The sequence below is a fragment of the Streptomyces sp. MspMP-M5 genome, assembly GCF_000373585.1.
Taxonomy (GTDB): domain Bacteria; phylum Actinomycetota; class Actinomycetes; order Streptomycetales; family Streptomycetaceae; genus Streptomyces.
The window spans coordinates 23,880-38,290 of sequence record NZ_KB891878.1; the positions used below are offsets into that span (position 1 = coordinate 23,880).

A 14,411-nucleotide genomic window follows, 5' to 3' on the forward strand; every position below is an offset into this window, starting at 1 on the left:
TCCGGCCCCGGCGGGCCGCCGGCGGCTCACCCCCGCTCGCGGGCGCGCAGCCGCTCCCGTTGCGGCACGACGGTGTAGCGGGGGTCCTCGGCGGAGGCGACGCCGGCGTGGAAGACCCCGAAGCGCAGCGCGGCGGAGCCGGCGAGCAGGGCGGCGCCGGCCGCCGCGGCGGTCCGGCGGCTGCGCCGCCCGGGGCCGGCGGCCAGCAGTGCGCCGCCCGCGGTCAGCGCCTCCGCGGCCCGCATCAGGGCCCCGGCGCGGCCGGTACGGTACGGCTGTGCGGCGAGCCCGATCCGCCGCGTCAGCAGGCGGGTCGCACCGGCCTCCAGCGCGGCGCCGAGGACCGCGAGCCGGCGCGCCGGGCCGGCTTCCCGCACCGGGGCGGCCAGCAGGCCGAGGCCGGCCGCGGCGGCGGCCCCCGAGCCGGCGAAGGCGAACGGCAGCTGACGGTACCCCTCGTGCCAGGACGGTACGGCGGTGTCGCTGAGGAGGACGGCGGTGTAGGTGGTGACGGCCGGCCCCAGGGCCGCCGCCGCGGCGGTCGCGGCCGCCCCGGCCCGCCGGCCGGCGCCGGTCAGGTCGCTCAGGGCGGCGCCGACCGCCAGGGGTGCGTAGCCCGCGAGCAGCCAGGAGCCGAGGTTCATCGGCGAGGTCGGCTTGAGGACCCGCAGCATGTGCAGGAAGCGGGCCGGCCGGCCGAGGTCGTGTACGAGGGCGCCCAGCGACAGGGTGATCGCCGCCGACGCGCCCGTCTTGGCCGCGCGGGCGAGCCGGGGGCGGCCGGTGCGGTGGGCGCCGGCGGCGAGCAGGGAGGAGCTGCCCGCGAGTCCGCCGAGGAAGACGTAGCCGGCGATGTCGAGGGCCTGCCAGGTCGGCTTGTTGAGCACCGGGCGGCCGTAGTAGGAGGCGAAGTCCGCCCGGGGGACGACGGGCCGCTCGCCCTTCCCGCCGCGGTCGCGCCGGCCGTTGGTCCTGGACTGCGTCAACGGTCTCTCCTGAGGAAACTGACGGCGACTCCGGCGGCCAGGGTCGCGGCGGCCGCGGCCGCGTAACGCCACATGGCCGGCAGGTCCCGGGTGGTGACGACGGGGTCCGGGGGCAACCCGTAGACCTCCGGCTCGTCCAGCAGCAGGAAGAACGCGCCGTCCCCGCCGACGCCGTCGTGCGGGCTCTCCCCGTAGAGGCGGGCCTCGGCGACGCCGTCGGCGTGCAGCCGGGCGATGCGGGCCGCGGCCCGCTCCCGCAGTTCGTCCAGCGGTCCGAACTGGATGGAGTCGGTGGGGCACGCCTTGGCGCAGGCCGGTTCGGCGCCGGCGCCCAGCCGGTCGTAGCACAGGGTGCACTTCCACGCCCGGCCGTCGCCGGACCGCTGGTCGATGACGCCGTAGGGGCAGGCGGGCACGCAGTAGCCGCAGCCGTTGCAGATGTCCTCCTGTACCACGACGGTCCCGAACTCGGTGCGGAACAGCGATCCGGTGGGGCAGACGTCGAGGCAGGCGGCGCGGGTGCAGTGCTTGCACACGTCGGAGGACATCAGCCAGCGCAGCTCGGTGCGGCCGTCGGGGGCGGGCGGGGCGGCGGACCCGGGCCCGGGTGACGGGCCGTCCGGGACGGCGCCCAGCCGTGCGGCGGCCTGGAAGACGTCGACGTCCGCGTGGTCGTCCGCGGGGGTGCGGCGCTGCTCGACGAAGGCCACATGGCGCCAGGTGTCGGCGCTCAGCCGCTGGGAGTTGTCGTAGGACATGCCGGTCAGTTCCAGGCCGTCCTCGGGGATGGCGTTCCATTCCTTGCAGGCCACCTCGCATGCCTTGCAACCGATGCAGACCGAGGTGTCGGTGAAGAAGCCCATGCGCGGCGGTGGGTCGCCGTGGCCGGCGGCCCGGTCGTGGTCGGTCATGGGCGGCTCCTCCTCCCTGCGCTCCGATCAGTCTCGGCGCTGCCGACGGCCCCGGCACCGGCCGCCGGGCAATCGGGGGAGCCGGCCGCGCGGACGCCCCGGAGGGGCCCGGACGCCGGAGCCGTCAACGGGACCGGCCGTCCGGCCCCGAGCCCTCACCCATCACGATGACCGCTTAGCCCAGCTGGCCCGCAACCACGGGGAGACCCGCGATCAGTGCGGGGAAGCATCCAACTCCTCCTGAGGGAGGTCACCGTGGAGGTATTCACGTCATGGCTGGAGAACGACAGCAGACCCCCGATCCGCGAGCGGGTTCTCCTCGGCGGCGCGTACTGGCCGCAGCGGCCTTCGCGCCGCTGCTGGCCGCGGCGCCGACCCCGGCGCGGGCCCGTCCGGCCGCCCTGCCGGGCGGGTCGGCCGAGGCGCTCGCGCCGGCCGCGCGGAAGCTGATCGAACCGGTCCAGACCACGCTCTCCCACTGGAAGTCGGTGGCCAGGACGATGGGCCGGACCGGCGACATGAAACGCAAGGTGATGTACCACACCGGCCTCCCCCGCCGGGACCTCAAGGTGGCCTCCCATCGCGTCCACGTCAAACCGGCCCTCGCACTGGGCTCGCACGTCTCCTTCGTCCGCTACGCCGACGACAGCACCCTGCTGATGGGCGACGTGGTGGTGACCGAGGACGAACTCCAGGGTTTCGTCGACACGTTGCAGAAGCACGACCTCGCCCTGACCGCGCTGCACAAGCACCTGCTCTCCCAGCGGCCCGACATCTGGTGGGTCCATGTGCACGGGCACGGCGACGACCCGGTGGCCCTGGCGCGCGGTATCCGCAAGGCGTTCGACGGCACCGGCACCCCGCTCGCGAAGGAGAAGGAGTCCGACGCGGACGACGACGTCGATCTGGACACCGACGGGATCGACGATGCGATGCGCGCCAAGGGGTCCGTGGACGACGGCATCTACAAGTGCATCTTCGTCCGCCGGGAGAAGATCACCGACGGCAGGCTGGTGCTGCCGCCGGGCCTGGGCTCGACCAGCGCCTTCAACTTCCAGCCGCTGGGCGACGGCCGGGCCGCGGTCAGCGCGGACTGCTGCATGGTCGCCGACGAGGTCCAGGACGTCCTGCGGGCGCTGCGGAAGGCCGACGCCAAGCTCGTCGAGCTGCACAACCACGGCCTGACGGACGAGCCCCGGCTGTTCTTCGTCCATGTGTGGGCGGTCGGCGACGCCGTCCGGCTCGCCCGCGCCCTGCGCCGCGCGGTGGACGCCACCGACGTCGTCGCGGTCGGCAGCTGACCCCGCCACCTCCGCCGGCGGTCGGAGGCCGCACGACGGTCCGCTGCCCGGCACGAGGTGCCCGCCTGCCCCGCGGCCCGGGGCCGGGACCTGGCCGGGAACGGCTGGACCCGCGCGAAAATGCCGAGCGGTGCGGGCGCCCTGCGCAGTACGGTCCGAGCATGGTCGATGTCGATGCGGACGGATACTTCGGGCAGGGTGTCGCGGAAACCTATGACGAGTCGTCAGCGGAGATGTTCGCGGCGGGAGTTGTGGAGCCGGCGGTCGATTTCCTGGTCCGGCGCGCCGGGCGCGGGCGGGCGCTGGAGCTGGGCGTCGGGACGGGGCGGATCGCGCTGCCGCTGGCGCGCCGCGGGGTGCCGGTCCACGGCATCGACCTGTCGCGGGCGATGGTCGCCCGGCTGCGGGCCAAGCCGGGCGGCGACGGCATCGGCGTGACGATCGGCGACTTCGCCACCACGCGGGTGGACGGGACGTTCTCCCTCGCCTACCTGGTCTTCAACACCGTCATGAATCTGACGTCCCAGGAGGCGCAGGTCGCCTGCTTCCGCAATGTCGCGGTGCACCTCGCACCGGGCGGCTGCTTCGTCGTCGAGGTGATGGTCCCCGAGCTGCGGAAGCTCCCGGCGGGACAGCACGCCGTGCCGTTCCAGATCAGCCCGACCCGGTGGGCGTTCGACCTCTACGACGTCGCCACGCAGGCGATGAGCTCGAACTACGTCGATGTCGTCGACGGGCGCGGCCGCTATCGGTCGATCCCCTTCCGGTACGTCTGGCCGGCGGAACTCGATCTGATGGCGCAGCTGGCCGGGCTGCGGCTGCGCGAGCGCTGGGCCGGGTGGGCGGGCGAGGCGTTCACCGGCGAGAGCCGCCGGCATGTGTCGGTCTGGGAGAAGCCGGCGGCCGACGGCGGGGCCCTGCCGTGACAAAGCGGTTTCTCGGCGTTCTTCTTTCTCGGCTTTCTCGGCGTTCTTCAGTTTGGGTCGGTTCATGGGGCATGTAGAAGTCGCGCACGTGGAGTACTACCTTCCGGACGGGCGGGTGCTGCTCGACGACGCCTCCTTCCGGGTGGGCGAGGGGGCGGTGGCCGCGCTCGTCGGGGCGAACGGCGCGGGCAAGACCACGCTGTTGCGGCTGATCTCGGGTGAGTTGAGGCCGCACGGCGGGTCGGTGACGGTCAGCGGCGGGCTGGGGGTGATGCCCCAGTTCGTCGGCTCGGTGCGGGACGAGCGGACGGTCCGGGATCTGCTGGTGGCGGTGGCGCCGGAGCGGATCCGGCAGGCGGCGCACGCCGTCGACGAGGCCGAGACGGCCCTCATGGAGCGGGACGACGAGGCCGCGCAGATGCAGTACGCGCAGGCCCTGAGCGACTGGGCGGAGGCCCGCGGGTACGAGGCCGAGACGGTGTGGGACATGTGCACGATGTCCGCGCTGGGCATCCCCTACGAGAAGGCACAGTGGCGGGCGGTGCGCACGCTCTCCGGCGGCGAGCAGAAGCGGCTGGTGCTGGAGGCACTGCTGCGCGGCCCGGACGAGGTGCTGCTGCTCGACGAGCCGGACAACTACCTCGACGTGCCCGGCAAGCAGTGGCTGGAGGAGCAGCTGCGGGAGACCCGTAAGACGGTGCTGTTCGTCTCCCACGACCGGGAGCTGCTGGCGCGGGCGGCGCAGCGGATCGTGAGCGTGGAGCCCGGTGCGGCGGGCAGCGACGTGTGGGTGCACGGCGGCGGCTTCGCGACGTACCACGCGGCGCGGGCCGAGCGGTTCGAGCGGTTCGAGGAGCTGCGGCGGCGCTGGGACGAGAAGCACGCCCAGCTCAAGCGGCTGGTGGCCGACATGCGGCAGTACGCCTCGCGCAGCGACGAGATGGCCTCGCGGTACCACGCGGCGCAGACCCGGCTGCAGAAATTCGAGGAGATCGGCCCGCCGCCTGAGCCGCCGCGCCCGCAGAAGATCACCATGCGGCTGACGGGCGGCCGCACCGGCGTCCGGGCGGTGACCTGCCGGCAGTTGGAGCTGACGGGGCTGATGAAGCCGTTCGACCTGGAGGTCTTCTACGGCGAGCGGGTCGCGGTCCTGGGGTCCAACGGCTCGGGGAAGTCGCACTTCCTGCGGCTGCTGGCGGGTGAGGACGTCGCGCACGGCGGGCAGTGGAAACTGGGCGCCCGGGTGGTGCCGGGCCACTTCGCGCAGACCCACGCCCGGCCGGAGCTGATGCGGCGCACGCTCGTCGAGATCCTGTGGACCGAGCATGCGCGCAGCCGGGGGCCGGCGATGAGCGCGCTGCGCCGGTACGAACTCGACCGGCACGGGGACCAGCCCTTCGAGAAGCTGTCCGGCGGGCAGCAGGCGCGGTTCCAGATCCTGCTGCTGGAGATCGGCGGGGCGACCGCGCTGCTGCTGGACGAGCCGACGGACAACCTCGACCTCGAGTCGGCCGAGGCGCTGCAGAAGGGCCTGGAGGCGTACGAGGGCACGGCGCTGGTGGTCACCCACGACCGCTGGTTCGCCCGTTCCTTCGACCGGTATCTGGTCTTCGGGCAGGACGGCCGGGTCCGGGAGACGCCGGAAGCGGTGTGGGACGAGCGCAGGGTGGAGCGGCGCCGGTAGCTCCGGTCCGTCCCACCCGTGGGCGGCATCATCTCGGCCGTGTTCGGGCCGGTTTCCGCTGGGCCGTTCGGGCTGCGGGCGGGCGGGGCGGCACGGGGCCCGGTCCGGACGGGCGTCCGCGCCGGGCGGCCGTCGCCGCGCGCGCCCGCCTCAGGACTCCGTCCGCGCCCCAGCGCCCCCACGGGTGCCGGCGAACGGCGGCTACCGCAGCGGGAGGGGCACGTCAAGAGGGTCAATTCCGGTACGAAAGGGTGTCGTTGACCCTTTCCTTGACGCGGTGGTTGACTTCCCGGGCCGTCCCGCGTCACCCCATCACCCCTCACCCGCAGCACGCCGCGCTCCCCGAGACACCGGCGCATCCCCGGGTCCGTCCCACGCCGTGGGCGTCGCCATGACTCCGGGTGGGCACCGGCCGTGCGGGTTCTTCACCAGGCTGTCGCCCACCGAGATGAGGCCCGTCGGAGCATGAGGATCAGTGTCGTCATCCCCGCCTACCGCGCCCGGGACGTGCTGGAGCTGTGCCTGCTGTCCCTGGCCCGTCAGTCGCTCGAAGCGCAGCACTCGTCCGAGGTGATAGTGGTGGACGACGGCTCGGCCGACGGCACGGACCGGATGGTCGCGGGCCTCCCGTCCGGCCTGGACCTCCGCTATGTGTACGCGCCGCGCTCCGCCGCGTCCGGCCGGGCCCGGGCCCGCAACCTCGGGCTGGCGCGGGCGGCCGGGGATCTTGTGGTGCTGCTCGACGCGGACCAGGTGGTGGCGCCGACGTTCCTCGCCGAGCACGCCCGGGCCCATGCCGGGGACGACGGGGCGGTGGTCGTCGGCCGGCGGTTCCAGTTGGGGGACGGGCCGGTGGACCGGGAGCGGCTGCGGTACGAGTTCAGCTTCGAGGCGCTGCCGCCGGTGGTGCGGGGCGACGAACGGGAGCCGGTGCTGGAGGCGTTCGACTGCGAGCTGGCCGACCTGGAGACCGCCTGGCACTACCTGTGGGCGTGCAACGCGTCGGTGCGGCGGCGTCATCTGGTGGCCGCCGGCGGCTTCGACGAGGCGTTCGTGGGCTGGGGGTTGGAGGACTCCGAGCTGGGCTACCGGCTCACCCGGCGCGGTCTGCGGCTGCGCTACGCGCCCGAGGCGGGCGCCTACCACCTGCACCGGGAGCCGGTCTCCACGGCGCGGCACCGCGAGTGGCGGCGCAATCTCGCCTACTTCGCCGGCAAGCACGACGATCTGGTGGTCGCCCTGCAGCGGGCGTTCGAGCCGGCCATCGCCCCGGCCGGCCCGGGCCCGGGGCGGCACGAGTGCGCCCTGCGCTTCGAGCTCGCCGCCCGGGTGCTCGCCGGCCGCCACCGTGCCGCCCCGGTGGGCTGAGCCGGCGACGCCGGACGACGGCCCGGGAGGCCCGCGTGTCTACCCTGGAGATGCGGCAGGTCCGCCGGGCGGGGAGCCGGTGGGCCGCGCCCCGGGCCGCACCACGACGCACGAAGGAGAGTTGTGTCCGGCGCACCACGCAATCCCCTCACCGGGACGCCCGGCCCGTACCGCTCCTGCGTCCTGCTCAAGCACGGCGAGATCTTCCTCAAGGGGCGCAACCGCCGGCTGTTCACCGAGCGGCTGCACGACAACCTCCGGCTCGCGCTGCGCGGCGTCGGCGGCTCCACGTGGATCAAGACCGCGCAGAACGTCACCGTGCTGGGCGGGCAGGTGCCGCAGGAGGTCCTGGTCGAACGGGCCCGCCGGGTGATCGGTTTCAACTCCGTCGAGCCGGCGATCCGGGTGCCCAGCGCCGTGGACGCGATCACCACGGCGGCGGTGCGGACGCTGGGCGCGGTGGTGGCGCAGCGGCCGGTGGCGAGTTTCGCGGTCCGGGTCCGGCGCCGGGACAAGACGTTCCCGATGACGTCGACGCAGCTGGAGGCGTATGTCGGGGGGCGGGTCCAGGAGGCGCTGGGCGGACTGCCGGTCGACCTCTCGCACCCGGGCGTCCGGCTGGCGATCGAGGTCGACCACCGGGAGACCTATCTGTCCTGGGCCCGCTATCCGGGGCAGGGCGGGCTGCCGGTCGGGGCGAGCGGCCGCGCCCTGGTGCTGCTGTCCGGCGGCTTCGACTCGCCGGTGGCCGCCTACCGTGCCATGCGCCGCGGACTGGCCTGCGACTTCGTCCACTTCACGGGCGCCCCGTACACCAACGCGTCCTCGGCGTACAAGGCGTACGCGCTCGCCCGGGAACTCAACCGCTACCAGCCGCCGGGCAGGCTGTACGTCATCGCCCTGGGGCGGGCGCAGCGGCAGCTGGCGGTGGCCGGGGCGGGCCGGCTGCAGGTGGTGGCCCAGCGGCGGTTGATGGTCCGGGCCGCCTCGGTACTGGCCGGCCGGATCCGGGCGCAGGCGCTGGTGACCGGGGACAGCCTGGGGCAGGTGGCCAGCCAGACGCTGGCGAACCTCGCCGCGGTGGACGAAGCCGCCGCGCTGCCCGTCGTCCGGCCGCTGGTCGGCTGGGAGAAGCAGGAGATCATCGACGAGGCGCGGACCATCGGCACGGCGGACGTCTCCGTCCTGCCGGACGAGGACTGCTGCCGGCTGCTCGCCCCGCCCCGGGTGAGCACCCGGGCCGCGCTGCCCCATCTGCACGCGGTGGAGCGGCGGCTGGACCTCGACGAGGTGATCGCGGAGCTGCTGGCCGGCGCGCAGATCCTGTGTCCGGGCGGGGACGAGGCGGAGGGGGACACGGAGGAGGACACGGGGAACGCGGAGGAAGCCGGGGCCGCGGCGGCTACGCCCGCCCCGTCCCGGACGTGATCCGGGACGCGGGCTCCGGCTCCGGCTCCGGCTCCGGCTCCGGCTCCGGCAGCAGTTCGCCCGTCTCCAGCAGGGTCTTGAGGTTGGACAGCAGTGCGGGCCAGCCGTGCTCGATCATGCCGCGGGCGGTGGAGCCGGCCGCGAAGCCGTCGTGCACGACGGTGAGCCTCACCAACTCGCCGAGCGGCTCGATCTCGAACGTCACCTTCGAGCGCGGCTCGGCCGCGAGCCTGGCCCGGACGTCGTCCGCGACGCCGACGCTCCGGGCCCACTCGGGGGTGAAGGTGTGCCAGGTGTACGACAGTCGCCGGTGTGGGGTGGACTCCAGGACGACCTGCTCGGGGTCGGTGACGGTGGCCCCGCGCTCGGTCCAGTCCATGGTCGAGCCGGTCCGCCAGTCCGTGGCGAACTCCGCGCCCCAGTAGCGGCGGGTGAACGACGGGTCGGTGAGGGCCTGCCAGAGCCGCTCCGGTGTGGTCCGGATGTAGGTGGTGTAGACGAACGCGTTGCTGTCCATGGGGGGTGTCTCCAGAGCGCGATGCGGACGCCCGCCGTCGCGCGTCAGTCCGTGATCTCGATGTGCCGGGGCGTGGTGGCCTCCGCCTTGGGGAGGGTCACGGTCAGCACGCCGTCCGTCAGGTTCGCCGTGACCTCGTCGGTCCGGACGTCGACGGGCAGCGCCGCGCGGAAGGTGAAGCGGCCGGTGCGGCGGGTGGTGCGGCGCAGTACGCCCTCGTGCCCGCATTCCTTGTACTCGCCGGTGATGCGCAGTTCCCGGTTGCCGATCTCGACGTCGACGTCGTCGCGTTTCACCCCGGGGAGTTCGGCCTCGACGATATAGGCGTCGTCGGTCTCGTGCAGGTCCGCCAGCGGCGCCCACTGGCTCCGCCCGGCGAGCGCGGTGCCACCGCCGGTGGCTTCGAGCAGCCGGCCCATCCGCTCGTAGAGGTCGTCGAACTCCGAGGCGATCGGCTCGCCCCAGGCCGGCAGAGCCTGCTCCAGGAAGCTGCCGGGCCGGTGTCGTACGGGCATGTTCATCGCGGTCACCTCCGCGCCTCGATGGGGTTCGCATGGCGTCCGGCCGATGCGTGCCGGGCCCCGTGGGGTCTGCTTCCGGGGCCCGCTTCCATGCTGCGCGTCGCGCTCCGGCCCGGCGACTTCGCGAGCCGGGCCGCGGGCTCAGCCGAACAGGCGGGGCACCCGGATCGTCCGGACCGGGCGCTTCGGCTTCGGCTCCTGGTGCGGCGGCAGCCGGCCGCCGGGGAGTTCGTCGGCGCGCGGCGAGCCGTCGGCCGGGCCCCGCGGTTTCTTGGTGCGGCCCGTCTGGTCGGCGCGGCCGCCCTGTCCCGTTCCGGCGGGCGTCGCGCGGTGCCGGCGAGCCGCCGCTTTGCGTCCCATGGGGACTACACCGTGTGCCGGGGCGCGTCGGTCCGCGCCGGGCGCGCCCCGGCGGCGGCTTCGGTGACACAGCCCGGTCCGGGGAAGATCTCCGTCTCGTGGCCGTCCTCGTAGCGCACCCGGTACGGGGGTGCGCCGTTGCGGCCGAGCACCTCGACCACCGTGGCCCGGTGCTCCGGGCTGCCCACCGCGCGTCCGGTGAAGCGCAGTACGTCTCCCTCGTGCGCCTGCATCGCCGCTCACCCTTCCCTGCACTGCCGTGACTGTGCGCGCATGCCCTCCGGGGGCCGTGCGCCCCGCCTGCTTCCAGTGTGCGTACGCGGCGGCCGTCCGCACGAGGAGCCGGGGCCGACCGCCGCAAGGCGCCGTGGCGTCCTGGCGGTTCAGCCCTGGATCTCGACGTGGCGCGGCCTGGCGGCCTGCGCCTTGGGGATCGTCACCGTGAGGACACCGTCCGAGAGCGCGGCGGTCACCTCGTCGGCCTTGACGTCCACCGGCAGCAGCGCCCGGTACTCGAACGCCCCGGTGGGACGCCCGCCGTGGCGCAGCGCGCCGGCCCGCCCGGACGCCCGGAACTCGCCGGAGATGCTCACCTCATGCTCGCCGACCTCGACGTCGACGTCCTGGCGGGCGATTCCGGGCAGTTCGCACTCGACCACATACGCCTCGTCGGTCTCGTGCAGGTCGGCGGGCGGGGTGAAGGCCATCGTCTCGGTCAGGGACGCGGGGAACACGGCGGACTCCAGCAGGTGGCTCATCCGGTCGAAGAGTTCCTGGACCTCGGCCATCGGCCGGGGCAGGCCCGCCCCGTGCTCCCACGGGCCGCCGGACCGGTGGCGCCTCGGCAGATTCATCACGGATCACCTCCCCGTACGGGCAGCGGAACGCCTCCGCTCCCTCCATGCTGGCCATGCCCGGCGCGGCGGCGCGAGTCGGACGGGCCGCACTCTACTGACGGGTCGTCAGGTATTGCCGGTCATGCACCGTGGTAGAGCCGGTCGATGCCGATCAGCAGGACCTCGCCCTTGGCCTCCGCGGCCCGCAGCTCCGGGCCGAAGCCGACGCCGCCGTAGCAGGCCGGCACGATCTGGCCGGTGTCCTCGCCGGACGCGGCGAGGAGGGCGAGGATGCGGCGCAGCCGGGCCAGGTGCGGGGCGTCCATGACCTCGTTCCAGCAGGCCACCCCGACCGACAGCAGCACTCCCGGGCGCCCGTCGGCCGTGCCGCGGACGACCACCTCCGCGTCGAGCCGGCCGTTCTCCTCCGGATCGAGGACGGTGCCGCGAACCGCCGTCGCGGCCTCCCCGCCGAAGGTGTCCCAGGCGGCGTACCGGGTGGCCCAGTCCCGGCAGAGCTGGGCGAAGTGCGGCGCGGCCACCGAGGCGTCGAAGTCCGGGCGGACCCGGCGCCAGACGGCGGCCGGGTCCTCCTGCTCCAGGGCGGCCCGGTGCGGCCAGGCGACGGCGTGCTCGAAGGCCAGCAGCGGTTCGGCGATGCGGTAGCGGGTCAGGCCCGGCCGGAACGCGTCGGCTTCGCCGTGCAGCAGCCCGTGGTTCCGCATCACGGCCAGGACGTGCGAGACCTCGTGCAGCGAGGCTCCCAGGCGGTCGGCGATCCCGCCGGGGGTGGAGCGGCCGCCGGCGATCGCGACCAGCACCGAGTGGCACAGGGCGCGGTCGGCGTAGTCGCCCTCCTGCTCCAGCAGATGGCGGGCCTCCCAGAACAGCGGCACCCGCGGATTGAGCACCGTCCGGCACACCCAGGCGTCGAAGTCGTCCGGGCCGGCCGGCACGTCGTCGCAGACCAGGTCGCCGCGGTAGGCCGGGGTGCCGCCGACGACGGCGTGCACCTGCACCGCGAGCCGGGGCGAGCGGATGCCCCAGAAGCGGGCCGCCTTCCGGAAGCCGAACGGCCGCACGACCAGCTCCAGGGAGGCCAGGCCGTGCAGCGACGACGGGCCGGCGAAGAGCCGGCGGATGACGGCCGGGCTGGCGCCGCTGAGGATCAGCCGGGTGCGGTTGTGCGGGCGCTGCTCGTGCATGCGCACGAAGGCGCAGTGCAGCACGGACGGCAGGGCGGGGCTGTGCCCGACCAGCTCGGGGAAGTCGTCGACGATCACCGGCGCGGGCCGTTCGTCGCCCAGCGCGAGCAGCGCCTCCACCGCGTCGTCCCACCGGTGCCAGTGCGGCGGCCGCTCCGCTCCGGTGTGGGCGGCCAGCCGCTCGGCCAGCCGCCGCAGGGACTCCGCCTCGGCCGCCGCCTGCCCGTCGAAGTAGAAGCCGTCGGTGGCCTGGCTCACCGCCTCCAACAGGAACGTCTTGCCCTGGCGGCGCTGCCCGGAGACCAGCGCGAGGGTGGCGCCCGGACGGGGATCGCGGGCGAAGCCGACGAGATCCGTCCACTCGTCGGCACGGTCGAAGATCCGGTCGGGCCGGGCCGGCAGGGCAGTGGCATCCGATGACGACACGGGCCCGCTCCCCTCGTTCACGGGCCGCCGGCGGCGACCGGCGGCCGACCTCGCTGTCCGTGCGGTGCGCTGTGTGTCAAGTACACCTCCGGCATCCGGTGGGCGCCCGGTCCGGTGGGCCGTCCGGGGCAGCGCGGCCGGCCGGCCCCGTCAGCCCGCTTCGGGCGCGGGCTGCCCGGGGAAGGCGGCGGCACCGCCCGGCGCGTCGCCGCCCCTGGTGTCGTCCCGCTCGTAGGTGAGCCGGTCGATCACCTCGATCACCCCGTCCACGCTCTCGCAGAGCCGGACCGCGATCGGTACCAGGCTCCGGCGCTCCAGCGTGCCGGTGAGCGTCACGGTGCCGTCGGCGACGGCGACGGTGACCGCGGACGGCGCGACCCCGAGCGTGCGGGTCAGCACCTCCTCCAGGATCTCCTCCTGGATCGCCCGGTCGCGCCGCAGGAACAGCTGGACCAGGTCGCTGCGGCTGATCACCCCGATGAGCCGGCCGCCCTCGTCGACCACCGGCAGCCGCTTGACCCGGCGCTGCTCCATCATCCGTGCCGCCTCGACCACGCTCCACTCCGGCCGCGCCACCACGGCCGGGCTGGTCATGATCGCCTCGGCGTTGGCCGCGCCGGCCTTGGAGAGCTGCCGGCGCAGCAGATCGGCCTCGGACACCACCCCCACCGGCCGCCCGTCGTCGTCGACCACCGGAACGGCGGTGATGTCGTACTCGTCGAGCAGCCGCGCGATCTCCCGGAACTGGGTGCCCCGTTGGACGGTGACGGCGTTGGGGGTCATCAGATCGGCCACTCTGCGGTGCCTCATGATGGGCCACTACCTCCGGATGTGCTCGTTCTGCCGGCCCCGGCCCGTTTTCGACCGGAGTCCTCTCTCATGATCCCGCGTCGCGCCCCCGAACGGCGTACACCCGCGGCGGAAGACGACGATGTGGTCTGGCCGCAGCCCCCAGGAACGTCGCTAGTCGTGCGGCACCACGGCAACGGGGCAGGTCACATGGTGGATGGCGGCATGGGCGACGGCGCCGATCCGGGGCGCCGGCAGCCGGTGGGGATGGCGGCGGCCGACGACCAGGAGGCCGGCCCCCGCGGCGGCCTCGACGACCGCCCGGGCCGGGCTGTCCGACAGCACGGTCCGCTGCACCAGGACGCCGGGGAACCGTGCGCACCACGGGCGCAGCGCCTCGGCCAGCTCGCGCTCGGCCGCCGCGGTCACCTCACCCGCCGCGTCCAGGTCCAGGCCCCACGGCGTGTAGACCTGGACGGGGAACGGGCGGCCGTGCACCACCTGGAGCAGGACCCCGCGGGTGGCCGCCGCGTCGAAGGCGAACTCCAGCAGCCGCTCGGCCGGCCCACCGAGCCCGACCCCCGCCACGACCCGCGGCCCGGCGCGTTCCCCCTCCCCCGGGCCACCGGCCGCCGCCCGCTCCGGCTCACCGGCCCGCACCAGGACCACCGGGCCCGCGGCCCGGGCCACCACGCTCAGGCTGACGTCACCGAGGACGAAGCTCTTCCATGCCGACAGGGCCCGCGACCCCAGCACCAGCAGCCGGGACTCCGCCGAGGCCCGCAGCAGCGCCGGCTCCGGCTCGTCGCCCACCAGGTCCTCGATGATCCGCAGCTGCGGATGGCGGGCCCGCACCGCGGCCGTGGCCGCGCGGACGACCTGCCGGGCGCAGACGTTCTGGTCCCGCTCGGGCGCGGTGTCCGGCGCCTGGGCGGCCAGCATGATCCAGGCGTGCAGCAGCCGCAGTACGGCGCCCCGCCGGTGCGCCTCGTCGGCGGCCCACTGCGCCGCCGCCAGGCCCTCCGCCGAGCCGTCGAGTCCGACGGTGACGATCTCCGGCTCCATGACTCTTCCCCAACGCATCGATGCGCGGGACGCCCGCCCCGCATTATCGAGCCTGCGCGTCCGCGCGGCGCGCGGCCAGTGGGCCGGT

15 protein-coding genes are annotated in these 14,411 nt (G+C 74.6%); 5 read left to right on the forward strand and 10 right to left on the reverse strand.

Annotation, left to right across the window (positions count from 1 at the left end; translation table 11 throughout):
• Positions 1 to 26: 26 nt before the first annotated feature.
• The gene (nrfD, locus tag B073_RS0108320) at positions 27 to 986 is read right to left on the reverse strand and encodes an NrfD/PsrC family molybdoenzyme membrane anchor subunit (protein ID WP_018537624.1); all 960 of its coding nucleotides are present in this window, start codon (positions 984 to 986) and stop codon (positions 27 to 29) included.
• On the reverse strand, positions 983 to 1,897 hold the full coding sequence (locus B073_RS0108325) for a 4Fe-4S dicluster domain-containing protein (RefSeq protein WP_018537625.1): 915 nt from the start codon (positions 1,895 to 1,897) through the stop codon (positions 983 to 985). The genes nrfD and B073_RS0108325 overlap by 4 nt, the downstream gene beginning before the upstream one ends.
• 272 nt (positions 1,898 to 2,169) lie before the next feature.
• On the opposite strand from B073_RS0108325, the gene B073_RS0108330 reads away from it, so the two are divergent.
• The 5 genes from B073_RS0108330 to thiI all read left to right on the forward strand — a co-directional run bounded on the left by B073_RS0108330 (position 2,170) and on the right by thiI (position 8,604).
• Complete coding sequence (locus B073_RS0108330; protein WP_018537626.1) at positions 2,170 to 3,198, forward strand: DUF1259 domain-containing protein; 1,029 nt, start codon at positions 2,170 to 2,172, stop codon at positions 3,196 to 3,198.
• Between the two features lie 161 nt (positions 3,199 to 3,359).
• Positions 3,360 to 4,124 carry a class I SAM-dependent DNA methyltransferase gene (locus B073_RS0108335; RefSeq protein WP_018537627.1) on the forward strand — a complete coding sequence of 255 codons (765 nt, stop codon included), beginning with the start codon at positions 3,360 to 3,362 and terminating at the stop codon, positions 4,122 to 4,124.
• Between the two features lie 64 nt (positions 4,125 to 4,188).
• Complete coding sequence (locus tag B073_RS0108340; protein WP_026247186.1) at positions 4,189 to 5,808, forward strand: ABC-F family ATP-binding cassette domain-containing protein; 1,620 nt, start codon at positions 4,189 to 4,191, stop codon at positions 5,806 to 5,808.
• A 465-nt stretch (positions 5,809 to 6,273) separates the two neighbouring features.
• Positions 6,274 to 7,176, forward strand: a complete 903-nt coding sequence (locus B073_RS39425; protein ID WP_018537629.1) for a glycosyltransferase family 2 protein — start codon at positions 6,274 to 6,276, stop codon at positions 7,174 to 7,176.
• Positions 7,177 to 7,299: 123 nt separating this feature from the next.
• Entirely contained in the window at positions 7,300 to 8,604 is a 1,305-nt protein-coding gene (thiI, locus tag B073_RS0108350; RefSeq protein ID WP_018537630.1) for a tRNA uracil 4-sulfurtransferase ThiI, read from the forward strand.
• On the opposite strand, the gene B073_RS0108355 is transcribed toward thiI, so the two are convergent.
• The 8 genes from B073_RS0108355 to B073_RS0108390 all read right to left on the reverse strand — a co-directional run bounded on the left by B073_RS0108355 (position 8,579) and on the right by B073_RS0108390 (position 14,323).
• Positions 8,579 to 9,121: an SRPBCC family protein gene (locus tag B073_RS0108355; protein ID WP_018537631.1), complete on the reverse strand. Its 543-nt coding sequence runs from the start codon at positions 9,119 to 9,121 to the stop codon at positions 8,579 to 8,581. The two genes, thiI and B073_RS0108355, sit on opposite strands and share 26 nt — an antisense overlap.
• Before the next feature lie 44 nt (positions 9,122 to 9,165).
• The gene (locus B073_RS0108360) at positions 9,166 to 9,642 is read right to left on the reverse strand and encodes an Hsp20/alpha crystallin family protein (protein WP_018537632.1); all 477 of its coding nucleotides are present in this window, start codon (positions 9,640 to 9,642) and stop codon (positions 9,166 to 9,168) included.
• Positions 9,643 to 9,783: 141 nt separating this feature from the next.
• Positions 9,784 to 10,002, reverse strand: a complete 219-nt coding sequence (locus B073_RS0108365) for a hypothetical protein (RefSeq protein WP_018537633.1) — start codon at positions 10,000 to 10,002, stop codon at positions 9,784 to 9,786.
• A gap of 5 nt (positions 10,003 to 10,007) precedes the next feature.
• On the reverse strand, positions 10,008 to 10,235 hold the full coding sequence (locus B073_RS0108370) for a DUF1918 domain-containing protein (protein WP_018537634.1): 228 nt from the start codon (positions 10,233 to 10,235) through the stop codon (positions 10,008 to 10,010).
• 150 nt (positions 10,236 to 10,385) lie between these two features.
• Complete coding sequence (locus B073_RS0108375) at positions 10,386 to 10,856, reverse strand: Hsp20/alpha crystallin family protein (protein WP_018537635.1); 471 nt, start codon at positions 10,854 to 10,856, stop codon at positions 10,386 to 10,388.
• A gap of 122 nt (positions 10,857 to 10,978) precedes the next feature.
• Complete coding sequence (locus B073_RS0108380; RefSeq protein WP_018537636.1) at positions 10,979 to 12,469, reverse strand: AAA family ATPase; 1,491 nt, start codon at positions 12,467 to 12,469, stop codon at positions 10,979 to 10,981.
• 150 nt (positions 12,470 to 12,619) lie between these two features.
• The gene (locus B073_RS39430) at positions 12,620 to 13,279 is read right to left on the reverse strand and encodes a CBS domain-containing protein (protein ID WP_051093952.1); all 660 of its coding nucleotides are present in this window, start codon (positions 13,277 to 13,279) and stop codon (positions 12,620 to 12,622) included.
• Positions 13,280 to 13,432: 153 nt separating this feature from the next.
• Positions 13,433 to 14,323, reverse strand: coding sequence for a universal stress protein (locus tag B073_RS0108390; RefSeq protein WP_018537638.1), 891 nt, complete (start codon positions 14,321 to 14,323; stop codon positions 13,433 to 13,435).
• Between the last annotated feature and the right edge of the window lie 88 nt (positions 14,324 to 14,411).